Source organism: Klebsiella sp. X1-16S-Nf21 (genome assembly GCF_002837615.1).
Taxonomy (GTDB): Bacteria; Pseudomonadota; Gammaproteobacteria; order Enterobacterales; family Enterobacteriaceae; genus Klebsiella; species Klebsiella variicola.
Map to the genome: position 1 here is coordinate 1 of NZ_PJDK01000040.1, position 20,925 is coordinate 20,925.

General features: G+C 52.3%; 33 protein-coding genes and 1 pseudogene. 27 read left to right on the plus strand and 7 right to left on the minus strand.

Going from position 1 to position 20,925, the window contains the following annotated elements; translation table 11 throughout:
- From bet to CW267_RS17985, 6 genes are all read right to left on the minus strand, one after another.
- On the minus strand, positions 1–583 hold a 583-nt coding region (gene bet / locus CW267_RS17965), incomplete at its 3' end, for a phage recombination protein Bet (protein ID WP_101148644.1).
- Positions 584–600: 17 nt separating this feature from the next.
- Positions 601–885, minus strand: a complete 285-nt coding sequence (gene gamL, locus CW267_RS17970) for a host nuclease inhibitor GamL (protein ID WP_100781107.1) — start codon at positions 883–885, stop codon at positions 601–603.
- 7 nt (positions 886–892) lie between these two features.
- Positions 893–1,864: a hypothetical protein gene (locus tag CW267_RS17975; RefSeq protein WP_100781106.1), complete on the minus strand. Its 972-nt coding sequence runs from the start codon at positions 1,862–1,864 to the stop codon at positions 893–895.
- Between the two features lie 87 nt (positions 1,865–1,951).
- Complete coding sequence (locus CW267_RS17980) at positions 1,952–2,146, minus strand: hypothetical protein (protein ID WP_019704100.1); 195 nt, start codon at positions 2,144–2,146, stop codon at positions 1,952–1,954.
- Positions 2,139–2,264, minus strand: coding sequence for a hypothetical protein (locus CW267_RS30685; RefSeq protein ID WP_165787451.1), 126 nt, complete (start codon positions 2,262–2,264; stop codon positions 2,139–2,141). The genes CW267_RS17980 and CW267_RS30685 overlap by 8 nt, the downstream gene beginning before the upstream one ends.
- A gap of 413 nt (positions 2,265–2,677) precedes the next feature.
- Positions 2,678–3,274, minus strand: a complete 597-nt coding sequence (locus tag CW267_RS17985; protein ID WP_039110713.1) for a helix-turn-helix domain-containing protein — start codon at positions 3,272–3,274, stop codon at positions 2,678–2,680.
- 108 nt (positions 3,275–3,382) lie between these two features.
- Between CW267_RS17985 and CW267_RS17990 the strand changes: the two genes are divergently transcribed.
- The 21 genes and pseudogenes from CW267_RS17990 to CW267_RS18085 all read left to right on the plus strand — a co-directional run bounded on the left by CW267_RS17990 (position 3,383) and on the right by CW267_RS18085 (position 14,210).
- Positions 3,383–3,595 (plus strand): transcriptional regulator, encoded by a 213-nt coding sequence (locus tag CW267_RS17990; protein WP_038435003.1) that lies wholly within the window; start codon positions 3,383–3,385, stop codon positions 3,593–3,595.
- Between the two features lie 20 nt (positions 3,596–3,615).
- Positions 3,616–3,900, plus strand: a complete 285-nt coding sequence (locus tag CW267_RS17995) for a CII family transcriptional regulator (RefSeq protein WP_038435002.1) — start codon at positions 3,616–3,618, stop codon at positions 3,898–3,900.
- A 34-nt stretch (positions 3,901–3,934) separates the two neighbouring features.
- Positions 3,935–4,732 (plus strand): ParB/RepB/Spo0J family partition protein, encoded by a 798-nt coding sequence (locus CW267_RS18000; protein WP_087847134.1) that lies wholly within the window; start codon positions 3,935–3,937, stop codon positions 4,730–4,732.
- Positions 4,733–4,791: 59 nt separating this feature from the next.
- Positions 4,792–5,769, plus strand: a complete 978-nt coding sequence (locus tag CW267_RS18005; protein ID WP_100781135.1) for a replication protein — start codon at positions 4,792–4,794, stop codon at positions 5,767–5,769.
- The gene (locus CW267_RS18010; RefSeq protein ID WP_100781105.1) at positions 5,766–6,503 is read left to right on the plus strand and encodes a replication protein P; all 738 of its coding nucleotides are present in this window, start codon (positions 5,766–5,768) and stop codon (positions 6,501–6,503) included. The genes CW267_RS18005 and CW267_RS18010 overlap by 4 nt, the downstream gene beginning before the upstream one ends.
- The gene (locus CW267_RS18015) at positions 6,500–6,802 is read left to right on the plus strand and encodes a MarR family transcriptional regulator (RefSeq protein ID WP_100781104.1); all 303 of its coding nucleotides are present in this window, start codon (positions 6,500–6,502) and stop codon (positions 6,800–6,802) included. Before CW267_RS18010 ends, CW267_RS18015 begins: the two co-directional genes overlap by 4 nt.
- Positions 6,799–7,305 (plus strand): hypothetical protein, encoded by a 507-nt coding sequence (locus CW267_RS18020; protein ID WP_100781103.1) that lies wholly within the window; start codon positions 6,799–6,801, stop codon positions 7,303–7,305. Before CW267_RS18015 ends, CW267_RS18020 begins: the two co-directional genes overlap by 4 nt.
- Positions 7,302–8,051, plus strand: coding sequence for a phosphoadenosine phosphosulfate reductase family protein (locus CW267_RS18025; RefSeq protein ID WP_039104065.1), 750 nt, complete (start codon positions 7,302–7,304; stop codon positions 8,049–8,051). Before CW267_RS18020 ends, CW267_RS18025 begins: the two co-directional genes overlap by 4 nt.
- Positions 8,048–8,398: pseudogene (locus CW267_RS31710) on the plus strand (ead/Ea22-like family protein); the annotation flags it as partial. The gene CW267_RS18025 and the pseudogene CW267_RS31710, both read left to right, overlap by 4 nt.
- Before the next feature lie 204 nt (positions 8,399–8,602).
- On the plus strand, positions 8,603–8,920 hold the full coding sequence (locus CW267_RS18035; RefSeq protein ID WP_065808876.1) for a hypothetical protein: 318 nt from the start codon (positions 8,603–8,605) through the stop codon (positions 8,918–8,920).
- Positions 8,917–9,531, plus strand: a complete 615-nt coding sequence (locus CW267_RS18040; RefSeq protein WP_100781101.1) for a hypothetical protein — start codon at positions 8,917–8,919, stop codon at positions 9,529–9,531. The genes CW267_RS18035 and CW267_RS18040 overlap by 4 nt, the downstream gene beginning before the upstream one ends.
- 108 nt (positions 9,532–9,639) lie before the next feature.
- A complete protein-coding gene (locus tag CW267_RS18045; RefSeq protein ID WP_263283394.1) occupies positions 9,640–9,885 on the plus strand; it encodes an eaa protein in 246 nt (81 codons plus the stop codon).
- Between the two features lie 99 nt (positions 9,886–9,984).
- A complete protein-coding gene (locus CW267_RS18050) occupies positions 9,985–10,770 on the plus strand; it encodes a hypothetical protein (RefSeq protein ID WP_100781134.1) in 786 nt (261 codons plus the stop codon).
- A gap of 76 nt (positions 10,771–10,846) precedes the next feature.
- Positions 10,847–11,104 (plus strand): DNA polymerase III subunit theta, encoded by a 258-nt coding sequence (locus tag CW267_RS18055; protein ID WP_088296077.1) that lies wholly within the window; start codon positions 10,847–10,849, stop codon positions 11,102–11,104.
- A 201-nt stretch (positions 11,105–11,305) separates the two neighbouring features.
- Positions 11,306–11,773, plus strand: a complete 468-nt coding sequence (locus CW267_RS18060; RefSeq protein ID WP_100781099.1) for a recombination protein NinB — start codon at positions 11,306–11,308, stop codon at positions 11,771–11,773.
- A complete protein-coding gene (locus CW267_RS18065) occupies positions 11,754–11,921 on the plus strand; it encodes a NinE family protein (protein ID WP_012542614.1) in 168 nt (55 codons plus the stop codon). The genes CW267_RS18060 and CW267_RS18065 overlap by 20 nt, the downstream gene beginning before the upstream one ends.
- Positions 11,918–12,586 carry a metallophosphoesterase gene (locus tag CW267_RS18070; protein ID WP_100781098.1) on the plus strand — a complete coding sequence of 223 codons (669 nt, stop codon included), beginning with the start codon at positions 11,918–11,920 and terminating at the stop codon, positions 12,584–12,586. The genes CW267_RS18065 and CW267_RS18070 overlap by 4 nt, the downstream gene beginning before the upstream one ends.
- On the plus strand, positions 12,579–13,160 hold the full coding sequence (locus CW267_RS18075) for a recombination protein NinG (protein ID WP_100781097.1): 582 nt from the start codon (positions 12,579–12,581) through the stop codon (positions 13,158–13,160). The genes CW267_RS18070 and CW267_RS18075 overlap by 8 nt, the downstream gene beginning before the upstream one ends.
- Positions 13,157–13,387: a hypothetical protein gene (locus CW267_RS18080; RefSeq protein ID WP_100781096.1), complete on the plus strand. Its 231-nt coding sequence runs from the start codon at positions 13,157–13,159 to the stop codon at positions 13,385–13,387. Before CW267_RS18075 ends, CW267_RS18080 begins: the two co-directional genes overlap by 4 nt.
- A complete protein-coding gene (locus tag CW267_RS29950; protein ID WP_001548467.1) occupies positions 13,384–13,524 on the plus strand; it encodes a YlcG family protein in 141 nt (46 codons plus the stop codon). Before CW267_RS18080 ends, CW267_RS29950 begins: the two co-directional genes overlap by 4 nt.
- Positions 13,521–14,210: a bacteriophage antitermination protein Q gene (locus CW267_RS18085; protein WP_100781095.1), complete on the plus strand. Its 690-nt coding sequence runs from the start codon at positions 13,521–13,523 to the stop codon at positions 14,208–14,210. Before CW267_RS29950 ends, CW267_RS18085 begins: the two co-directional genes overlap by 4 nt.
- Before the next feature lie 371 nt (positions 14,211–14,581).
- On the opposite strand, the gene CW267_RS30115 is transcribed toward CW267_RS18085, so the two are convergent.
- Positions 14,582–15,241, minus strand: coding sequence for a hypothetical protein (locus CW267_RS30115; RefSeq protein WP_133124633.1), 660 nt, complete (start codon positions 15,239–15,241; stop codon positions 14,582–14,584).
- Between the two features lie 735 nt (positions 15,242–15,976).
- Between CW267_RS30115 and CW267_RS18090 the strand changes: the two genes are divergently transcribed.
- From CW267_RS18090 to CW267_RS18115, 6 genes are all read left to right on the plus strand, one after another.
- The gene (locus CW267_RS18090; protein WP_032428647.1) at positions 15,977–16,291 is read left to right on the plus strand and encodes a hypothetical protein; all 315 of its coding nucleotides are present in this window, start codon (positions 15,977–15,979) and stop codon (positions 16,289–16,291) included.
- 2 nt (positions 16,292–16,293) lie between these two features.
- On the plus strand, positions 16,294–16,788 hold the full coding sequence (locus tag CW267_RS18095; RefSeq protein ID WP_100781094.1) for a lysozyme: 495 nt from the start codon (positions 16,294–16,296) through the stop codon (positions 16,786–16,788).
- Complete coding sequence (locus tag CW267_RS18100) at positions 16,785–17,135, plus strand: hypothetical protein (RefSeq protein WP_100781093.1); 351 nt, start codon at positions 16,785–16,787, stop codon at positions 17,133–17,135. The genes CW267_RS18095 and CW267_RS18100 overlap by 4 nt, the downstream gene beginning before the upstream one ends.
- A gap of 254 nt (positions 17,136–17,389) precedes the next feature.
- Entirely contained in the window at positions 17,390–17,965 is a 576-nt protein-coding gene (locus CW267_RS18105; RefSeq protein WP_100781092.1) for a hypothetical protein, read from the plus strand.
- 743 nt (positions 17,966–18,708) lie between these two features.
- Complete coding sequence (locus CW267_RS18110; RefSeq protein ID WP_004191551.1) at positions 18,709–19,359, plus strand: hypothetical protein; 651 nt, start codon at positions 18,709–18,711, stop codon at positions 19,357–19,359.
- Positions 19,356–20,915: a terminase gene (locus CW267_RS18115; protein ID WP_100781091.1), complete on the plus strand. Its 1,560-nt coding sequence runs from the start codon at positions 19,356–19,358 to the stop codon at positions 20,913–20,915. Before CW267_RS18110 ends, CW267_RS18115 begins: the two co-directional genes overlap by 4 nt.
- Positions 20,916–20,925: the final 10 nt, after the last annotated feature.

The window sequence follows — 20,925 nt, forward strand, 5'->3', positions numbered from 1 at the left end:
TCTCTTCGGCAGTGGGCTGCTGGCCAATTTCAGGCCATGCCTTACGCAGAGCCTGAGCCTCAGCACACTTCGCCAGCTGGCCATAAGGTCGCTTTTTCCACATAGCATTTGGCGCGGTAGTGTCGCGGCCGGCGGTGGCGTAGTTCTCAACCCAGTATTCTTTCGCACTGAATTCGACGATTTCCCCGCTCGGCATGCGCTTGCTCACCGTGTACTTGCACCATTGAGGTACGGTCACCTCAATACCGGTAAGCGTCAGAGTGACGTCCGGGCCGAACTCTGGTTCTTTTGCGCCAGCGTAAGAACCGGAGCGATCGGCCTGAATCCGATAAAGCCCGATGCCAGGCATAACAACATCGCGCCACTCGCTTTTACCCGACTTCGAGTCCTTAACGCTCATTGGCACCAGATGAACGGGCTTCAGAAGCGGATCGAGGTTTCTGGCCCGGCAGTAATCCAGCGCCATCATCACCGACTCATCCTTGGCGCCAGGGTAAATACTGTTTTTGAGGGCGCTCCAGGTAGCGCCGTCAATGCCTCGCTCAGCAAGAGAGCTGGCTGTAATCACAAGTTCGTTAGCCATTGCTATTCCCCTCAAAGTTAAAACGGGCAGCCGGTGCGGTGATCCCAGTCGTATTCCGCCTGGGCGTAAGCTACTGCCGAAATGAGATTGTTATATGCCTCGCCAGCTGCATCGCTGCGGAGGCCTTCGTATGGGCTTTTGTCCATCGGTACAGATAAGCGGAACAGGCCTGACGGCTCTTTCGGCAGGGCGTCGATAATTTCCTGCGCCCGACCATCAATCCACTTTTGCTTCTCTTCGGTGAGCGACTGTTCAGCCCACTTGCGCTCTTCGATTACGTCATATGCGCGGTATGCGTTCATAAGCACCTCAGTAACTGATACCGGTATGAGGAATGCGGCCGTCTTTAACCGCGGTGAGCACCTCGATAGCCTGATCCCGGGTAAGGCTGGTATTGGCCACCAAGGCCTTAACAACCTCTGCGCCTACGGCCTTACGGTGCTTAACGTCGGCTTCGCGGCGCGCCTGCTCATCTGCTTTGCGCTTCTCCTCAGCCAGACGGGCTTGTTCGCGTTGCTCTGCCTCGCGGCGGATGCGATCGGCTTCTTCCTGTGCTTTGCGGCGTTCCGCTTCGATAGCGGCCTGCTTGTCAGCCTCAGCTTTCTGCTCGGCTGCAATTCGATCTCGCTCTGCCTGCTCGGCTTGTGCTTTCAACGCAGCTTCCCGGAGCGCCGCTTCTTCACGTTCACGCTGTGCGCGCTGCTCAACTTCTCGGGCTGCTGCGGCGGCTGCCATTCGCTTAATTTCTTCTTCATGGGCAATGCGCTGGCGCTCAGCCTCAGCTGCTTTATCTGCCTGCTCTCGGTCAAAAGCGTCATTCATCAGCAGAGCCATTTCGTGGTCAGATTCAATCCGAGCTGCCAGCAGCCGATCGAACTCTTCATTCATCGCCAGTGCTTCGGCATGCAGTGCGTTCATGGCTTCTTCGGCCTTAATGCGTTCCTGCTCGGCTTCCCATTCAGTCAGCGGGCGACGCACTTCATCTTTCAGCGCATCGAGGCGCTCACGGACAACGCGGCGGCTTTCGTCAATCTGCTTTGGCAGAGCCTTCAGCTCAGCGACCAGGTCTTTACCTGCGTTGTCGATGTAAGTTTTAGAGCGCGCGACCTTGTGAGCCATGGATGCGATAGCGTCGCGGCCTTTTTTGGTGGTAACGTCCGGCACCAGGCTGCGAGCCTCTTTTTCGATCGCTTCAATAAGCGGGTCGAGCTGGTCGTTATTGGTGAAAACCGCCATCGCGTTCTTTTTCTCGATGACGACTAAATCCATTATTTCGCTCATGGCTTCCCCTGAAATTTGGTTGTAAGAATCCCGGCACCGTAATGGCTGCCTGATAGCTCAGTTAAATTCGTGCGCTGATATGCGCGGTTAATGCGTCCCGGCTGGTACCAAGTTCGGCAGCAAGTCGCGTGCCTCAAATGCTTTGCGAATGTGACGCAGGTTGCCCTGCGGCTCGAACCAGAAGGTTTCTTTCAGGTAGTCACGTGAAACCTTCCAGGTGGCGCCAGTTTTAGCGTTACGCATCATCACGGCGCGCCCGCTGTTAGGAATTGAGTTAGCCATTGAACACCCCCGCAGCGTGCAGAATTTTGATAGTCACAGCCGACCAGATAACGCCGCAGATCAGCAGGCAGTAAATCAGTGAACGAATGCCTTGTTTGCTCATACCGCACCCCAGCACTGAACGCTTACGAATGCGACCAAAGCTAACAACAGTGCCACCTTCACCTTGAATCTGTTCCACGCAGGAACCTCATGTTCGCGGATCATCTCTTCACCTTTGCCTTATCGCGGCTAACGGAGCGTTGTTACCTATTACCGGCGCCAACGTTGTTGTTTGGATGGCTTAACTATGCGATAGAGAATAATACAAGTCAATAGAGAATTGGTTAAATAATTCCTTTGCGCCTTCTCGAGCGGATTCTTAAAGGAATTTTTTTTGCTGGAATAGGAGACCACAGGATGTATACTGGATAAATATACAGTTACTGGCGGTGAGAATCGAATGTCAGGAGGTGGCTTTATGGGTGTGCTGTACGTGAGGATGGGGCCTGGGAGTTATGTCAGTACCCAGGCAGCAGATAGAGAGATTGTTTACTTATTTAATTCCGGTATGAAGACTTGGACGATAGGTCCAACGACAGAAGAGAGATCAGATACTGGCGCTAAAGGGACCCTCACGTCATCCACTGAAAGATACCCATTACCATCGCCACCGATATGATATTTGAAAACAGACAATGTCTCTTTGAGTCTGACGAGAACCAGGTCATCAGAGGTTGCAATAGCCTCTGGATCGACAATTACAATGGCGCCGGCGGGAGCTTGAGCGATGCCAGTCCGGCCCTTGATTATGTAAGCGCGGAAATGTTCAGGAAGTTCGCTAAACCAGGATACATAATCGCCAGTAAAGCCATCAAAATCATAAACCTTAACGTTTTTAGAGACGTCGATAGCCTGCAGAGGTTGGTTAGAATCTCCGTATATTGATCCAGTGCCATTAATGAGCCAGTCGGCGCTCACGCCAAGAGCTGCCGCTATCTTACCCGCGTGGCGCGAAGTCTCGCTATCTCCGCGCAGGATTTTTGAGATAGAGGATTGCGGCACTCCAGCCTGTTTCCCCAGCTCGGTCTGGTTGGTTTTACCCGTAGACCTCATGGCATAAGCCAGTCTTTCTTTTAACGTTTTCATAGCACGAAAAATATTCCCTAACGAATTTTATGTCAAAGTCTCAAATGACTTGATCATTTAAATTCCCTAACGCATAATCACCTTAAAATTATGCAAAGGGGAATTTTCATGAGCGACACAGTCAACGAGGCAATCAAGCGCGCCATCTGCATAGCTGGTTCTCAAACTGAGCTGGCAAGAAAGACAGGGGTTAACCAATCCACTGTCAGTAAATGGCTTAACGGCGCTGAGATCGGCTCCCGGTTTATCAAGTCCATTGTCATTGCCACTGATGGTCAGGTGAGCGCCTCTGAAATCCTTAATTCAATTTCACATAGATAACACCAGAGGAAGTATTGCAGATGGAGAATTCAACAGCACGAAACAAACACCAGGCCAGGAATATTGAGTCATGGCTGCATAACCAAATCGCAATGAAGGGGACGACCAATGTGGCAAATGCCATGGGTCTTACAAAGTCGAGCATCAGTAAATGGAAGGAAACCTGGATTCCGAAAATAGCAATGTTACTGGCGGTCTTGGAGTGGGGAGTGGTCGATGACGACATGTCTCGACTGGCGAAAGAAGTAGCAAGCCTGCTTAGAAAAGAGATGGCCCCAAAGTGCTCGCAACACTTTGAGGCCTGATGCGAATTAACTGGATCAATTCACAGGAGTAATTATGAGTTCACTTTACCAGCATTACAACCAAAAAGATAAAAACGGAACCGGCATTAAGGTGAACCGGACGTTTATCGTTCCCCTCAAAGAGCTGTACGTCGAGCCCGGCCTGAATATCCGCGAAATCGACCAAGATCACGTCGCTGAATTCCGCGATGCGTTTATCGCCGGCGAGTCGGTGCCGCCGCTGGACGTCCAGGTTACCGAGAAGGGCGTCAAGGTAATCGACGGTCACCACCGCTATTACGGCGCCATTGAAGCGACGAAAGCAGGCGCTGACATCATCCGCCTTGAGTGTAAAGACTTCGTCGGGAACGAAGCTGACCGGATCGCCTTCATGGTTACCCGGAACCAGGGCAAGCCTCTCACAGCTCTGGAACGCGCAGCTGCATATCAGCGTTTGAGAAATCAGGGGTGGGAACCGGACGAGATCGCGAAGAAGGTTAAGCGTTCTCTATCCGACGTCGACTATCACCTGCATTTGCTGACCTGCGGAGAAGAGCTGATCAGCATGGTTCGTGCCGGCGAAGTATCCCCGACAACCGCGGTTGCACTATCCCGCGAGCACGGCCCCCAGGCGGCCTCTGTAGCTGTTCGCCAGATGGATAAGGCCAGAGCATCGGGTAAATCGAAATTAACCCGCAGCGCGGCGCTGCCGCAGTTTAGCGCAGCAAAGGCGCGCCAGTTTCTCCAGATAGTCGCTGATCAGGCTGACATTGAACTGCCAGCTGATGCGCGCGCCATCCTGGACAACTATCGCGAATTCCTGAAAGAGGCCGGCTGGGAGAGTGAAGCATGAACACCGCAGAAATACTCAAGTTTCCCGGCGCCGCGCCGGGGCAATTCAGGAGCAACCGGATGGAAAACCAGAAATCTGGCTACATCCCGTTGTACCGGAGCGTTCTCAAGCAGTCCTGGGCAAAAGATGTTTACCTCAGAACCCTGTGGGAAAACCTGCTGCTTAATGCTGCTCGTCAGCCATTCAGAGCGACTTTCAAAGGTCATGAGTGGTCACTGCTGCCCGGTCAACTGGTGGTCACAGCGGCCGATTTAGGGCTGCAGCTTTGCGACCGGAAAGGGAATCCTACTAGTCGCGATTCAGTGGAGAGAATGCTGGCTGTTTTTGTACGCGAAGGGATGATTTCTATCGAAGGTGAGAAGCAAAAAGGGAGAGTGATCACTATCACAAATTTTGCAGAATATGCTCAAAAAACAGACAATTTACCCGCACATGAAGCCGCACATGAAGCCGCGCATGAAGCCGCGCATACTTGCGCACATGACGAACCCAGCAATGGCGCGGGTTTGAAGGTGGTACCCGCACATAATGGCGCACATGAAGCCGCACAAACAACCGCACAACATGAACAAGAAGGTAATAACAAGAATAAAAACATTAAAAGATCTTCGTCCGAGAATTCTGGCGAATCCTCTGACGTCCGCCTGAAGAAATTTTTGTCTGCTCATCCTGATGCCGCGGTTTACACACCCAGCGGCAGCAAGTGGGGAACCGCAGAAGACGTTCGCGTTGCCGAGTGGATTTTCTCCAGGGTCAGGATGATCAACCCAACCTGCAAAGCTCCTGACATGACCGCCTGGTCAAACACGGTTCGACTGATGCGTCAGATCGACAACCGCAGCCACCAGGATATCTGCGCCATGTACGACTGGGCCAGCAAAGACTCGTTCTGGCATCGCAACATCCTGAGCCCTGATGCGCTGCGCAAGCAGTGGGACAAGCTGACCATGCAGCGCAGCGCGCCAGGGATTCAGGTTGCCGGGAAGCCAAAAGTCGACCTGAACAACACTGACTGGATTTACGGGGTGCTCGAATGAAATCAATCGCTGAAAGCATGCACAACTTCGATCGGGAAAATTTCCAGCGCGTGGCTGCCGGGCTTCCTGAAATGCAGGACGAGCAGGCAGTAAAGCGCCTGGCGGCCAAGACTGCGGAGATCTTCAACGAACTGTTCCGCCAGTTGCTCGCTGTGTTCCCGGCGCTGGCCAGCAAAACACCCGAGGAGATGAACGAGATGCGCCGGCAGTGGCTTCTGGCGTTCAAGGAAAACGGGATTGTCTCCATGGAGCAAATCAACGCTGGCATGCGCGTTGCCCGCAAACAGGATCGTCCATTCATGCCATCGCCGGGTCAGTTTGTCGCCTGGTGCAAATCGGAATCAGCCGTATCCGCCGGACTGCCGGATGCAGTGGAGCTGGTCGATATGGTTTACCAGTACTGCCGGACCCGCGGGCAATACCCGGATGCTGAGTCCTATCCGTGGCCAGAGCACAACGTCACGCCGGTAACGCTGAAGCACAAGGCCTGCTACTGGATGGTTACTGGACTGTACGCAGACATGCGCGCAAACGGCCTCAGCGACGCTGAGCTGCGCCGCAAGGCTCAGGATGAGCTGATGCGTATGGTGCGTCGTTTAAACGCAGGAGAAGCGATTCCAGAGCCGGTTAAGCAGATTCCAAAACTTGGTGGTCGGCCATTAAGTCAGGAGCAGGGGTTAAACAAAATCGCAGAAATTCGGGCGAAATTTGGACTGGGGAGAGGGCGGTCATGAAAAAGAACTCTGGCAAACAAGCCGTTATTAACTTCATCGGCCAGCATCCTGGCTGCAGCTTTCAGGATATCCGCCGCGGTACCGGCCTTGACTCTTCAGTGGTCAATTCCTCCCTGTGGCAGATGCACCGTGACGGCCAGGTACAGCGTGCGGGTGAGTGCAGGAGCTACCGCTACACCCTGATCGACACGACAGCCGTAACCGAAAGCGATCCGTCTGTTCAGTATCGCCAGCGTCCTGGCGGCGTAAACCCAATGACCACCCTTTTTAACCAGTGCCTGGCGGGAGTAAGAAAATGAACATCGAAACAGTAAACGAGCTCATCGCCTCCCTGGAGAGCGCAGGCGAGCTGTCGATCAGAGAGCAGAAGTTCCTGAAGCTGGCGAAAGCGTTTAAGCAGCTGGCTGCGGAGAATGTGGCGCTGAAGGAAGCATTCAACAAACCAGATGCATGGTTGTCCTTCCATTCGATTCCGCCGACATATCAAGAGCCAGATCGCGGTGGTGAGTATCTTGCAGTGCATGAGCAGCCGGGGGAGAAAAACGATGACGGCAGTGATTCGTGGCCTGTTTACGCCAAGCCTGAAATCGAAACCCCCGCCACCGATCGCATCGTAGCCGGGATTAAGGCTGATGCGATTACCGCTTCTTTGGATGCCTGCTCTGACTACCTTGAAACTGACTGTGTTATGGACAGGCTTGATATCAGCTACGAAGAAGCCGAGACGCGAACCTCAGGGGCAATCGAGTTTCATGATGCGATGGTCGATTTTGCAAACCAGGTGCGCGAGGGGGCCAAATGATCCCCGACATTACTTCATTAATCACTGCTGGCGCGCTGTTTGTCTCCAATCATTCTGGCGGCAAAGACAGCCAGGCGATGCTCATCAATCTGCTTGAGGTCATCCCGCCGAAGCAGCTCGTTGTCGTGCATGCGTCCCTTGGCGCGATGGAATGGCCCGGAGCGCTGGAGCTGGCTCAGAAACAGGCAGAGGCAGCAGGCATACCGTTCATCGTCGCCCGTGCACACAAGACCCTGCTGGAGATGGTAGAGCGTCGATTCCTGAACCGCCCGGAGGTTCCGAGTTGGCCTTCTGCAAGTACCCGGCAGTGCACCAGTGACCTGAAGCGCGGACCTATCCAGCGCGAGGTTAGAGCCTATGCGAAGGCCAACGGGTTCAAGGTCATCGTTAACTGCTTGGGCCTGCGGGCTCAGGAGTCGCCAGGTCGCGCAAAGCGGCAGGCGTTCCGGAAGAACGAGACAGACTCCAATTCCGTTCTGACCTGGTACGAGTGGCTACCGGTTCACGATCTGCAGGCCGACGCGGTTTTCGCAATCATCAGCGGGGCAGGACAAGAGCCACACTACGCCTACGCACTGGGTAACGAGCGCCTGAGCTGCGTGTTCTGCATCATGGCAAGCCGCAACGATCTGAAGAACGGCGCAACGCATCACCCTGACCTGCTGGAGCAGTATGCGGCACTGGAGGCCCGTACTGGCTACACCATGCACATGAATCGGATCCCGATTAAGGAGCTTGCAGCATGACTGATATCACCGAACTGGCGCAGAGCCTGAAAGCGGCAGCAGAGAAAGCGACTCCGGGTGAGTGGGTTTATTTTCCGAAAAATACCAGCATTGAGTATGACGTAGGCAGTGATGAATCTCAGGGCTCAATCCTCTATGTCGATAGTGGTGATTTCACCCAAGCTCAGACAGACAGGAATGGAGAGTTCATCGCCCTGGCTAACCCAGCCAACGTTCTCGCGCTGCTAGAGGCGCTGGAGAAGGCGCAGCAGCACATTGCCGTACTGGATGCAGAGCTTGAGCGGGAGAGGGAGAAATCACGGCGCGTGATGTCTCGCATCGTCGAGCTGGAGTCCCGCACCGTGAAGCTGCCGGATGGATGGCAATTCGAAGAATGTGAGATAGAGGGTTGTGAAAACGGCGCGATATTCAGTGTCGGCACTGGCAGTAGAAATATTCACCTTTGCGATAAATGCGCGCATGAGCCTCAGAATTCTCGCTTGAAGAAGTCTCCGTTATCTAAGCGGCTGCCCTTCAAAATGTCAGCTGGCATCAAGGTGGAGGCTGAGTAGATGAAACCTGCAAATTTTGCCCCTGTGTACTGCGCACTTTATCCGGCACTGGCGGAGATAGCCCGCAAGCACGGTTACGCAATGGCTATTCACGGAACGATGGCGCGTGACTTTGACCTTATTTGTATTCCGTGGGTCGAGACTCCATCAAAACCTGAAGAAGTCGTGGCAGAAATCACCGCGACATATGCGACTACCGATATCACTAACCCTGGCTACAAGCCTCACGGTCGCCTGGCCTATTCCGTCTGCTTTGGGTTTGGTGAGTTCTTCGCTGACCTCTCGTTTATGCCTGTTATCGAAGGAGCCAACCAATGACCAAATCAACCATAACCAGAGAACGCCTGGCAAAAATTCAATCATGGCGTGAAACCTACGGCGCCGGAAGTAACGTAATGCTGCCAGCTGAAGAAGCGGAAGAGCTGGCCCGCATGGCGCTGGCCGCAATGGACAGCGAGCCGGTGGCCGAAGTTTTATCTAACCGCCCAGGCAATGACACGTCGACAATTGACAGGGCGCTTCCTGTTGGCACCCAGCTCTATCGCCACGCGCAGCAGCCGGTAGTGCCGGAGGAAGCCACTTCGGACAGTATCGAGATTCTTGCCAGCGCCAGGCGTCGTGACCACGCTGTATTCCAGTGGGGTGAAGACCAACGAAATGCGGCCGCTGATTCCTGGAACGCCTGCCGCGCCACCATGCTCCAGGCTTTTCCTGTTTGCACATGCCCCAGCGGCGATGGTTCGCTGCGCTGGCCTTGTCCGGTGCATCCTGGCAACTCTCCGGTAATTCCGGATGGTTACGTGATGGTGCCGAAGGAGCCAACGCAAGCCATGTGCGCTGCATTTAACGATAGCGACTACGGACGCAAGTCTTTGCGCGAGCGTTATGTCGCCATGCTCGCAGCCGCCCCGCAGGAGCCAAAATCATGACAGAGGGAATGCGACAGCACCGCGCTTTCGTGCTGATACGTTTGCTGGCAAGAGCTAAGCGCAGAACGGCGCAGGAGGTGAAAGGTGAGTGACGTCAAAAGCAAAATCATGCAGGTGTTGATCGAGGGAGCAGCGCAGCAGGATGCGACGCTGGGGAGTGGATACCCGTTCCGACTCGCTACGTGGAATATCCGCTGCGCAATGGAGCGTAAATTCCCCGGAGTGGAATGGAGAAGCTCAGACCTGCGCAAAGAGCTCATCGAACTGGCGAAAGATGGGCTGGTATCAAAATGCCCCAACGAGAGCCGAATTGGTCAGGCCGTATGGAGACTGAAAAATTGTAAGTCCAGATAAATCAAAAAGACAAGTTCCATCATTTAGGAACACCGTTGTATTCGTTTTAACATACAAGGATTATAGTGATTATGTTGTTTCACTTAGGGTTGAATGAACATGACAGAAAAAAACAAACACGGGCTGTCCAGAACAATACCAGGGCCTGTGAAGCGAATAATAAGGCAGCGCTGCGGGTTTGGGTGTGTGATTTGTGGTCTTGGGTTTTATGATTATGAGCACTTTGATCCTGATTTTGCTGATGCTACCGAGCATAACCCTGAGGGAATGACCCTCTTGTGCTCTCAATGTAATCAAAGTAGAGGGAGAGGGCGATTATCAAGGGATACAGTGGCCAAAGCGAATAAAAACCCTAAGTGTCTTAGGGAGGGTTACGCAAACGAAATGTTTGACTTTCATAGTGAACCCATTGAAATAAAATTTGCAGGTGTTTCATTCTATGATTGCAACCACTTAATTGTTGTTAACGATAAACCGATTCTTTCGGTTTCACCTCCGAAAGATGAACTTTCTCCAGTGCTTCTTTCTGGCATATTTTGTGGTCCAGACGGTAGTGACTCATTGATAATCAATGAGAATGAATGGTTGGTTAAATCAGATAATTGGGATGTTGAATGTGAAGGCCCGAATATAACAATTCGCAGTAAACATAGAAAAATCGACCTTGTGATTAAGTTAGACCCTCCGCGAGGAATCATCATTGAGCGCATCGATATGTTGTTTGATGGGGTAATGTTCAGAGGAAATGAACAAGTCCTTGAAATATGCATGGACGGCACTCATTGGCAGAAATGGTTCGGTTGTAGTATGAGTCATTGCCATATAGGTATTTGTATCGATACCCGTCCAAAAGCCGCTAATGATCCTGTCTGGGATGTTGCATAACTACAGAATAATGCAAAGCCGCACACCTAAACCGGTAGCGATATATAATCCCCTCCACACCAGAGGGGATTTTCTTATGTCGAAGTGGAACATTGCAGCCAAATCGAAAGACGAGCAGGACAAGGTCAATGTTGACCTCGCAGCTTCCGGCGTCGCCTACAAAGAGCGGCTGAACATGCCGGTTGTCGCCGAAGTGGTAGCCAGAGAGCAGCCAGAACACCTACGGGACTACTTCATGGAACGCGTCCGCTACTACCGCGAGCAGAGTATCCAACTCCCCAAGGCATCCGATCCGCGCTATCTGGAAATGGCAGAGCAGAACGCCAAAAAATAGCGATTTTCTCGTATATGCTCATTTTGCATTTATCCCCGTGACGGGCGATAATTACCTCGTCAGCCTGAGCAACTGACGACTTACTTCCGGCGCCAAGTGGGGACACATGGCGCACAAAACCTTACAGCAATCCCTATCACCGATGGCGAAAGCCACCGGCGATTTTCTGCATTCAGCGTTTAACCTCTCCGGAGGTGAAGCGTGAAGCAACAATTCTGCCTTATCAACGACAACGTTAAGCGTAACGTCGTCAACTTCATCCAGTCTCTGCCCGTCGACCACCGATCGCCGCTGATTATCGAGGCGCGCGAAGAAAGCCGTACCGATAAACAGAATCGTCTCATGTGGCCACTTTTGAAAGACCTGAGCGATCAGGTGATCTGGTACGGTGAAAAGCTGGAGCCAGCGGAGTGGAAAGACCTCATCACCGTACTGGTCAGCCAGATGCAAAACCCGGAGCGTGAGCAGAAATCCGCCCCGGGCATCAATGGCGGCCGCGTCTACTTCGGCGTTCGCACTTCTCAATCCAGCAAGCGCTACATGGTGGAGGTTATCGAGGCGATCTACTGGTTCGGCACCGAGCACAATGTGAAGTTCAGCGAGAAGTCCAGCAGTCGAATTGCATGGGCCCAGGAATGGAGGGCTTCGCATGCACAGTCTGCTCGCTAAGGTCATGGATCGCGGCATCTTCCGCGTGCCGGCGCGCCGCAAGCGCAAGGTCGAAGTTAAACCATCAGATATCCCCACCTTTCACTATACGGCTCACCTGGCAGATGTCCGCTGGCTGCGTCGTGCTGCCAGAAGGAAAATTGCATGAGCCTCTACCGAAGCATTAATGGTGCTATCTGGCGCAACATCTGGGTTGTTGGCGATCTGCATGGTTGCCATACGCTGCTAATGAACGAGCTGGAAAGGGTCCGTTTCGACCCGTTGTGTGACCTACTGATCTCGGTAGGTGACCTTATCGATCGTGGTGCGGAAAACGTCGAATGCCTTGAGCTAATCGCAATGCCCTGGTTTATGGCTGTAAGAGGGAACCATGAGCAGATGATGCTCGACGGACTATCCTCTTCCGGGAACGTGAATCACTGGCTCGCTAACGGTGGCGGATGGTTCTTTAACCTTGACTACGACAAAGAACGCCTGGCTATCGCGTTGGCGCATTTGGTTGCTGGTTTGCCACTCATCATCGAGGTAATGACCGAGGGTAAGAGGGTGGTGGTCTGCCATGCTGACTACCCGCATAACGAATACTCATATGGCAAGCCCGTCGATGCAGAACAGGTCATCTGGAATCGTGAGCGAGTGAGCGCAGCTCAGGATGGGATAGTGAATGAAATATCCGGTGCAGACCTGTTTATTTTTGGGCACACCCCGACACATCAGCCAAGCCAGTACGCCAATCAGATGTATATCGATACCGGGGCTGTATTCTGCGGACGCCTGACCTTGGTGCAGATCCAGGGTGGTGATCATGCTTAAACGTACTCAGCGCCGGTGCAAAATCTGCCGGGCAAAATTCACCCCAGCATTCGAAAACCATCGTTGGTGCTGCCCTGAGCATGGCGCTGAATTTGCCATGCAGGAACTGGAGAAGAAGCGCGAAAAGCAGGCTCAGGCGAAAGCGAAGAAAGAACGCGCAGCCTGGCGCAAGCGCAAAGCAGCGGTGAAGCCTCTCCGACACTGGGAGGATATGACCCAGCGTGTCGTTAACGACTATATCCGCGAGCGTGACCACGATCTGCCGTGTATCAGCTGCGGCACGTTTGACACGGTTCAGTGGGAAGCCGGCCATTACCGCTCCCGCGGTAAAGCATCTCACCTGCGCTACAACGAGGACAACATTCACAAGCAGTGTCATCACTGCAACGTGCAAATGTCAGGTAACCAGCAGCAGTACCGCCTCGGTCTGGTAGAGAAAATCGGCGCTGAGCGCGTCGAGGACCTCGAAAACAACAACACCCCTCACCGGTACACCATCGAAGAACTGGAAGGCATCAGGCGCCATTACAGCGCGCTACGCCGTAGGCTCATAAAACAACGGGAGGCTGCATGAAGATCACCTATAGCGACGAAGGGGCTTATTCCCGCATCTGGCTGACTGGCCCGTTCTGGCAGTTGGCTATGACCAGACGCATTGCGGATGCTGGTCTGGACGCTTCCCCGGTCAATACCTGGGAGTCTCGCGGCATTACCTTCCAGATCACCCTGTACGGAAAGAGCGCGTATGTGCTCAGGGCGTATAAGGCGATGGCCAAGGCCATGGCGAGGACTACCAAATGAGCCGTGACGTTATCGAACGCATCCGCGACCGTTGGCAAAAGCTCCGCCTCCTGCGTAGCCGCGGCACCGTGCTGGTCGACTACAAAATATTACGCAATTTCGTCCGTATCTATAAGCGCCTGGGAGAAGCAGCATGACAGCTCAATACTTGGAATTTGTACGCCAGCAGCTGATAGTGGCCACCGCCGATCTGAGCGGCGCGACGAAAGGGCAACTGGTGGCATTTGCAGAGAACGCACAATTCACCGCTACGGCGCGCAGCCGGGGAAGGAAGAAAGTAGCCGACCCGGTAACCGGCCGCATGGTAAACCCATCCAGCCCGCCAATTCCCGGGCAGCAGTCCCGCGCGAAAGGTTCATCAATCGCTCTCGTTCTTCCCGTTGAGTATTCGACGGCCAGTTGGCGCCGGGCTCTGCTGTCGCTGGAAGAGCATCAGAAAGCGTGGCTGCTGTGGAACTACAGCGACAATATCCGCTTTGAGTATCAGGTAGCGATAACACAGTGGGCATGGGAAGAATTCCGTGATCAACTCGGCGCTAAGAAAGTGGCCGGCAAGACGATGGAGCGCCTGAAGAAGCTTATCTGGCTGGCGGCACAGGACGTGAAAGCAGAGCTGGCGGGTAAGTATGGATATCAGCATCAGGACCTTGCAGCCCTGTGTGGCGTTAAGCCTGATAACTGGTGCCATAACTACGCTGATTACTGGCGTGCTATGTGCGCCATTTTTAAGCGGCTTGATAGCGACTCTCTTCTCTGTGCTGTGAGAACACGATCACAACAAAAAGCGACTTTTTCGCAGCAGGGTCTTGCAAAAGTCAATTAAATACGTCATATTTGAGTCTAATTTGATATGCTGCCTTAACTTTAAGTGGCGGCATGAAGATGATAGTCACATACCAGTTTGTAAAATTAGCCTCGGCATTCCGCCGGGGCTTTTTTATGCCTGCGATCCGGTCAGGGCTCTTTGGTTGAGACGTGCTGCACGACGCGTCGACACCCGCCGCGCAAGAGCCCTGAACCAGATTGCTGGTTCAACTAATTTAAAAATAGGTTGGCAGCTATGGGCAGAAAAAAATGCAAAATGGAGAAATCCCGCGGTTCAACTGCCAATAGTCGGTCCGCCAAAATTGAGCATGAAAAAGTCATCTCGATGATGATTTACCAGGGGGCGTCATATCCTGTAGGTTTAAATCCTCAGGGGAGATGTCCAGTTTTAGCTCTTAAGGCGTGACTCTTCAACCCCAGAAAATCCCTGGCCAAGGACATTGCGTTAGATATTCGGTAGAAATCATCAACAAACTCCTCAGGTATGTTTGTTGGCATTAATGGTGTTCCATTAGCTATGGCGCGGTTGGTCTCACATCTGAAACCTATGGAATATAAGAAACGACTATTTTCTTGTTCAAATTTATTCACAAGAGAGTAGGCGTGGATGTATTCATTTGTATGTGCGTTATTATCTAAAACAAAAAAACGTGATGTTATTGCAGGTATTTTATTTAGATTTATATCCCGAGAATTGTCTGGCAAAAAGATTGTGCTGCTTTGGTTAGGTGAGCTTTCAATCCTTTTGCTGACATCATGAAGTGTACCGGAGGAATCAAGGTATATTGCATGATGTACAGCACATAGGTGGCTTCCTGGCCACAGTGAAAGGTCCCAGCCAAGAACCATGCGACCGCCAAATTCCTTGACCAATGACTCTACATTCCAGTAGCAGTTAGCGAATGGTAGTGGGTACTCTACAACTGGGACTGATATCGGATCGGCTCCTCGATTAATTTTCCTGGAAAATTCTTGTAGGTTTTTATCATCTAAATCAACTGATTCATATACGGGATACGCAGGATTCATCAAAACCCCCAAATTAAGGTGAGCATTTATAAACGCAATAAATCTCAACTTTTGTAACATACTGTAGGGGGATTAGGAAAGTGATGGATCGGTTAATAAGATTTGTTGATATAACTAAAAAGGATGGGGAGTTGGCTGAGTCGCTGGCTAGCTCCAGGCAGTCAGTAGCTAACCGATCGGGATGGGTGTGTAACTGTCGTCCCGCAGGTTCGAATCCTGCGCTATCCGCAATATATGGAGCACGGGCATTATCGCCTAAAATAAGTCCTCCCCCGGTGCCAGATTGATCGGCTGGCCGTTGCTCCACGAAACGGATCCCATAACAGGTAAGAGCATTGAGATTGATCGTCGTTCCTGGGCCCAAGGTCTGCTCGAAGTCAGTGCTCTTTCCGTTGTGGTGAATGCGCAGGCTGATGCGTAAACATTGGCGAGTTGTGATCGCGCTCCGAGGCGGTGATGAAGCCGGAAGCCTATCCAGCAGAAATGCTGTCAAAATATCGGAAACTCACTGAGCCGGGTTCAGCGCCGGCCACCACAACCCAATCCCTCTACCTTGGGGCCATTACGGCTACCGCGCCGTCGCTTTTACCCTTGGTATTTCTTCCCGCCTTGAGCGGGTTTTTTATTTTCAGGGTCGCGGGAATCACCCTCGACGCTTTGTTGGTAAATCAGCCCGACGGCCCTGAACCTTTTACTGACTACAGATAGCACCCCGAACATTATCGGAGGTGAGAGATGCAACGTATGAACCCAACCGATGGTCACAATCTGCCTTACTGGTGGTCAGCCTTGCTTGGTATCTTTTCCGTCCTGAGTCTGCAGGATTATGTCTTCATCATTGGCGCCCTGATCTCTGCCTTCTTCACAATCAAGACGTATTACGCAAAGCGTAAAGAAGAGCGAGAGCGACTGGATGAAGAGAAAAAACGCACGCAGCTGTTGGCCAGTTATCTGGCTGATGTCTCCACTAAGCCAGGAAGTGACCGCCCGGCTTCAGCCGAAGTGGTAACCGAGGCCTTGAAGCGGATCGCAAGTGATACGCAGGGGTGAGCATGACGCCATCAATGAGGAATAAACTGATTGGCGTGATCGCCGGCGGTTCGGGTGCGATCGCGATTGCTTCTGTCATGCTTGGTAATGCTGACGGCCTGGAAGGAAGGCGTTATTACGCCTATCAGGATGTTGTCGGCGTCTGGACTGTTTGTGATGGTCACACTGGCACCGATATTCGCCGCGGCCATCGTTACACCGACAGGGAGTGCGACAGCCTGCTGAAGGAAGATCTGCGGAAGGTGGCAAGCGCCATTGATCCGCTCATCAAAGTCCGCATTCCTGATCCTACCCGCGCCGCGCTTTACTCATTCACCTACAACATTGGCTCTGGCGCTTTCGCCAGCTCTACGTTGTTGAAGAAATTGAATGCTGGAGACGTGCCGGGCGCATGCAAGGAACTGCAGCGCTGGACGTATGCCGGTGGCAAGCAGTGGAAGGGGCTGATCACCAGGCGCGAGATTGAGCGTGAAGTCTGCGAGTGGGGCCAGAAATGAGCCGGTTAACCGCCATTATCAGCGCTGTAGTTATCCTGCTGCTTTCCTGCATTTTCTCATGGCGGTCTGGCTGGAATTCTCACGCTGACTATATCAACGCCCTCGCGGCGAAGAAGAAAGAGAAAGCCGAAAAGACTATCCAGCCAGTTGAGCAAAAGGCCGCCGCCGCTACAGAAGAGGGCAAGGTCATCTACCGAACCATAACCCGCGACGTGGTGAAATATGTTCAGTCTCCGAATCGTACTGTGTGCCAGTTTGACGGTGATGCTGTGCAGCTGCGCCAGCGAGCTATCGACGCTGCCAACACCATCCCAGGATTTGATGAGCCCTCCGTGCAAAGCAAGTGACGCAGGGAAGGATACCGACGAAGACCTGCAATCGGACGTCGAAACCGCTCAATGTCTGCGACAACTGCGGTTGGATAAGTACCGCTGGCAGGCCTACTACCGGGCCATCAGCCAGTAGTAGGAATTCATCGCCAAGCCATGTCTGAAGTAAGGCCTTGCCGAGCAACCTCTAAAAGTTTATTGATAATGTTGTAGCCTAGGTATCAGATTCCATTGTAGAGTTTAATTCCATTCCATTTAATGTGGTTAAACTTATGAATCAGTTGTTATCATCAATTGAAGAATCTTTGGCGAAGGAAAATTGGTTCGGAGCTTTGTTTATTGCCATTTCACTACCAGATATCTGTGGTGCCACAGAAAACGCTGTGCAAGGAAATGGAGCCAGATATAGAGATTGGTTCAATCGGTATCTTAAGCCGCGATACAACCCAGACAACTTCTATGAGTTAATGCTCGTCACCTCGCCTGAGGCTTTACAAGGAATGCCGCTAGTTATGGTAGAGCAATGGAAACAACAGCCTCCAACAGTTGCATTTACTGCAGAAGACTGCTGGAGCTTAAGAAATGCATGTTTACATGAAGGGGTGGATGAAAATCGATTGCGGAAGTTTAAAATTACCCCGCCAACCAATGTGGGCATATCTATGCACATGAATAACTTCAATGGTACCCTTCAGCTTGATGTCATTGAACTTTGTAAAGACATTGTTAGTGCAGTTCGGCAATGGATTGATGATATGCAACAAAACCCTGATGTGGTTGCTAAATTAGAAAAAATGATCACCATTGATAAAAGCACATTTAAAGGCATTATTGATTTCGGGGACTAAATTCTGTATCTGCGAAAGATGGTTATATTAAGATTTTGCAATTATTTATTTCCTTTTTTTGGTTATTAAGGTTTTAAATATGGCTGAACCAACATTGGAGAGGCCATGTTTTCCCTTGAACTTCAATAGTCTAGAAGGAAAGCATTGAGCTTTCTCTAGTATGTGATCAGCACATAACCTCAATGAGGCAATCGCGTCGGCCTGATAAGCACCAGGCTTAGAGAAGACACACCGCTCCCCGAAATGGTTGTTCCGTTCAGGTGGCAGGACAGTCTGGAGTTAAACGCGAAGCTTAACTCTGCGCTTGGGCAGTGCAATCTGGATAAGGCGGGGATTAGGAGCGTCGAGAAAGGTCGGCAATCAATTTACGGCAAACGATGATGAGAGAAATGATATGGGTCGCCAGTATGACATATGAATCGATCAGTTGAATAATTTCGATGTGAGACATTAAACCTCCTTGGTTAGTTGGTGGTGTGGTGCGTTCTATTGTGTAACTTATCCCTCCGCGTGGCTCTTCCTACTCCTGTAACATTAAATTCTTACGCGGTGATGTATCTATACTCGCCACTATTGAATCCGGAGCGCGTTGGACAAGGCCTCTCTATAGTGAGTCGCATCAACTTCTGAATAGCTTTTGTCTCTTATAGGAGGCAAATCCACTCACGCCGCCAGGCGAAAAGAAAGCAGTAATGGCGCGGCTAAAAGGGTCGGTGCTGAACAGATAAAATAAGGAATGGAGTATGAGCAAACCCGACTGGGAGGCCATCGAGACGGCGTACCGGGCCGGGGTGATGTCCCTCCGTGAAATCGCATCGCAACACGGTATCAGCGAAGGCGCTATCCGTAAGCGAGCAAAGCGTGACGACTGGTCGCGCGACCTGAATGCGAAGATTCAGCAAAAGGCTGACGACTTGGTACGCAAGCGGGAGGTACGCAGGACGGTACGCAACGAAAGCACTTTGACCGAACGCGTACTGATAGAGGCGACAGCCGAGGTTATTGCAACGGTACGCATGGAGCACCGGGGAGACATCCGGCGGGCTCGCGAACTGACCAACACGCTATTCGATGAATTGGCCGGAGAGTGTGGCAACGTGGCCGCGCTTGAAGACCTGGGCGAGATGATGCGATCGCCTGATGACAAAGGTATGGATAAGCTCAACGATCTCTACCACAAAATAATCAGTCTTCCTTCCCGCGTTAAATCCATGAAAGACCTGAGCGACAGCCTGAAAACGCTTATCGGCCTCGAACGAGAGGCATACAGCATTGAGAATAAGGCTGAAACGAAAGAGGTCACGCATAACGTCATGCTTGTACCAACCAGCGATAACGTGGATGACTGGGAGGCGGCGGCGCAGAAACAACAGGGTGAGGTGCTCGGTGGATGAATTACAAAGCTGTATGGAAGCCACTGCCTGGATCACAGTCTCTGGCTCTGAGTTGCCCGTGTAACGAAATACTTTTCGAAGGAACTCGCGGCCCTGGTAAAACTGCTGCGCAGTTGGCCAGGTTCCGGCGCAATGTTGGAGTAGGCTATGGCTCGTTCTGGCGTGGCGTCATCTTCGATACCGAATACAAGAACCTTGCCGACATTATCACGCAGTCGAAGCGTATGTTTCGTCTGTTCAACGATGGCGCTCGATATCTGTCATCTGCGAGCGAATTACGATGGGTATGGCCAACAGGCGAGGAGCTTCTATTCCGCTTCGGCAAAGAGGCAGACGACTACTGGGATTTTCACGGGCAGGAATTCCCGTTCATTGGCTTTAACGAACTGACGAAACAGCAGTCCCCTGAATTCTACGAAATGATGTTCTCCTGCCGACGCTCATCGTTCAGGCCGGAAAACTACCCGCTGGATAATGGCAAGTTACTAAAGCCGATCCCGCTGGAGACGTTCAGCACGACCAACCCGTTTGGCATCGGGCATACCTGGGTAAAGAAACGCTTCATTGAGCCAGCGCCGCGCGGGACCGTGCAGCGCGACCGGCAAATGGTATTCAACCCTCAGACAGAACGAGAAGAGGAAATCACGCTTACCCGCGTAGCTATCCACGGATCGTTTAAAGAGAACCCGTACCTTGACCCGCAGTACATCGCGACCCTGATGGCGATAAAAGACCCTAACCGGCGCAAAGCGTGGGTAGAGGGCTCATGGGACGTGACCAGCGGAGGCCGATTCGACCATCTATGGAATGAAGCTCTGCATGTCATTAAGCCGTTCCGTATTCCCGATAGCTGGACCGTCGACCGCTCCCATGACTGGGGTGAGTCGAAGCCGTTCTCTAACCTCTGGTGGGCTCAGGCCGATGGCACAGCCGCCGAGCTGTCTGATGGTCGACAGTTCTGCCCGCCTGCCGGTTCCCTTATCCTGATCGGTGAATGGTACGGATGCCCGCCTGACGAGCTCAACAAAGGCCTGAATATGTCATCCACCAACGTCGCGAAAGGCGTGGCGTGGATTGACAAGCGGCTGACGGGCGAAGACGTCGACGAGCCGGAAGAGATTCAAATCGACGGTGTCACCCAGGGCCAGCTTCACATTATGCCTGGCATCTGCAGCGAAGTTATTCCTGGACCGGCTGACGGCGCGATATTCAACACTGGTGATAACGAGTTATCGATCGCGCAGAAGATGGAAGCGCAGGGAGTTACATGGTTGCCTGCTGACAAAAAGCCCGGCTCCCGCATCAATGGCGCATCGTTATTCGCTGACATGCTGGAAGCTGTTATCGAAGGTAAAAAGCTGGAATCAGGCGTGCCTGAGAAGCCAGCATTCTACGTTTTCGACTACTGCCGAGGCTGGATTAGCCGTATCCCTGTGCTTGTCCGCGACAATAAAAACCCTGACGACGTAGACACCCAGCAGGAAGATCATGACTGGGATGGTACTCGTTACCGCGTACTGCACTCACCGAAAAAGGTTGGTGCAGTCTTCTTCTAAGGAGCTCATC

What these genes read in the sequence shown, in the direction of transcription:
- CW267_RS18100 (WP_100781093.1), top strand. Translation starts at nt 16,785, where the DNA reads ATGAGCCGGTTAACCGCCATTATCAGCGCTGTAGTTATCCTGCTGCTT.
- CW267_RS18040 (WP_100781101.1), top strand. Translation starts at nt 8,917, where the DNA reads ATGACCAAATCAACCATAACCAGAGAACGCCTGGCAAAAATTCAATCA.
- CW267_RS18020 (WP_100781103.1), top strand. Translation starts at nt 6,799, where the DNA reads ATGAACATCGAAACAGTAAACGAGCTCATCGCCTCCCTGGAGAGCGCA.
- CW267_RS18055 (WP_088296077.1), top strand. Translation starts at nt 10,847, where the DNA reads ATGTCGAAGTGGAACATTGCAGCCAAATCGAAAGACGAGCAGGACAAG.
- CW267_RS18000 (WP_087847134.1), top strand. Translation starts at nt 3,935, where the DNA reads ATGAGTTCACTTTACCAGCATTACAACCAAAAAGATAAAAACGGAACC.
- CW267_RS18025 (WP_039104065.1), top strand. Translation starts at nt 7,302, where the DNA reads ATGATCCCCGACATTACTTCATTAATCACTGCTGGCGCGCTGTTTGTC.
- CW267_RS18080 (WP_100781096.1), top strand. Translation starts at nt 13,157, where the DNA reads ATGAAGATCACCTATAGCGACGAAGGGGCTTATTCCCGCATCTGGCTG.
- CW267_RS18035 (WP_065808876.1), top strand. Translation starts at nt 8,603, where the DNA reads ATGAAACCTGCAAATTTTGCCCCTGTGTACTGCGCACTTTATCCGGCA.
- CW267_RS18105 (WP_100781092.1), top strand. Translation starts at nt 17,390, where the DNA reads ATGAATCAGTTGTTATCATCAATTGAAGAATCTTTGGCGAAGGAAAAT.
- CW267_RS18095 (WP_100781094.1), top strand. Translation starts at nt 16,294, where the DNA reads ATGACGCCATCAATGAGGAATAAACTGATTGGCGTGATCGCCGGCGGT.
- CW267_RS17995 (WP_038435002.1), top strand. Translation starts at nt 3,616, where the DNA reads ATGGAGAATTCAACAGCACGAAACAAACACCAGGCCAGGAATATTGAG.
- CW267_RS17980 (WP_019704100.1), bottom strand. Translation starts at nt 2,146, where the DNA reads ATGGCTAACTCAATTCCTAACAGCGGGCGCGCCGTGATGATGCGTAAC.
- CW267_RS17975 (WP_100781106.1), bottom strand. Translation starts at nt 1,864, where the DNA reads ATGAGCGAAATAATGGATTTAGTCGTCATCGAGAAAAAGAACGCGATG.
- CW267_RS18065 (WP_012542614.1), top strand. Translation starts at nt 11,754, where the DNA reads ATGCACAGTCTGCTCGCTAAGGTCATGGATCGCGGCATCTTCCGCGTG.
- CW267_RS18005 (WP_100781135.1), top strand. Translation starts at nt 4,792, where the DNA reads ATGGAAAACCAGAAATCTGGCTACATCCCGTTGTACCGGAGCGTTCTC.
- CW267_RS18010 (WP_100781105.1), top strand. Translation starts at nt 5,766, where the DNA reads ATGAAATCAATCGCTGAAAGCATGCACAACTTCGATCGGGAAAATTTC.
- CW267_RS18070 (WP_100781098.1), top strand. Translation starts at nt 11,918, where the DNA reads ATGAGCCTCTACCGAAGCATTAATGGTGCTATCTGGCGCAACATCTGG.
- CW267_RS17985 (WP_039110713.1), bottom strand. Translation starts at nt 3,274, where the DNA reads ATGAAAACGTTAAAAGAAAGACTGGCTTATGCCATGAGGTCTACGGGT.
- CW267_RS18110 (WP_004191551.1), top strand. Translation starts at nt 18,709, where the DNA reads ATGAGCAAACCCGACTGGGAGGCCATCGAGACGGCGTACCGGGCCGGG.
- CW267_RS29950 (WP_001548467.1), top strand. Translation starts at nt 13,384, where the DNA reads ATGAGCCGTGACGTTATCGAACGCATCCGCGACCGTTGGCAAAAGCTC.
- CW267_RS17990 (WP_038435003.1), top strand. Translation starts at nt 3,383, where the DNA reads ATGAGCGACACAGTCAACGAGGCAATCAAGCGCGCCATCTGCATAGCT.
- CW267_RS18090 (WP_032428647.1), top strand. Translation starts at nt 15,977, where the DNA reads ATGCAACGTATGAACCCAACCGATGGTCACAATCTGCCTTACTGGTGG.
- CW267_RS18015 (WP_100781104.1), top strand. Translation starts at nt 6,500, where the DNA reads ATGAAAAAGAACTCTGGCAAACAAGCCGTTATTAACTTCATCGGCCAG.
- CW267_RS18045 (WP_263283394.1), top strand. Translation starts at nt 9,640, where the DNA reads ATGCAGGTGTTGATCGAGGGAGCAGCGCAGCAGGATGCGACGCTGGGG.
- CW267_RS18115 (WP_100781091.1), top strand. Translation starts at nt 19,356, where the DNA reads ATGAATTACAAAGCTGTATGGAAGCCACTGCCTGGATCACAGTCTCTG.
- CW267_RS30115 (WP_133124633.1), bottom strand. Translation starts at nt 15,241, where the DNA reads ATGAATCCTGCGTATCCCGTATATGAATCAGTTGATTTAGATGATAAA.
- CW267_RS18050 (WP_100781134.1), top strand. Translation starts at nt 9,985, where the DNA reads ATGACAGAAAAAAACAAACACGGGCTGTCCAGAACAATACCAGGGCCT.
- CW267_RS18075 (WP_100781097.1), top strand. Translation starts at nt 12,579, where the DNA reads ATGCTTAAACGTACTCAGCGCCGGTGCAAAATCTGCCGGGCAAAATTC.
- gamL (WP_100781107.1), bottom strand. Translation starts at nt 885, where the DNA reads ATGAACGCATACCGCGCATATGACGTAATCGAAGAGCGCAAGTGGGCT.
- CW267_RS18085 (WP_100781095.1), top strand. Translation starts at nt 13,521, where the DNA reads ATGACAGCTCAATACTTGGAATTTGTACGCCAGCAGCTGATAGTGGCC.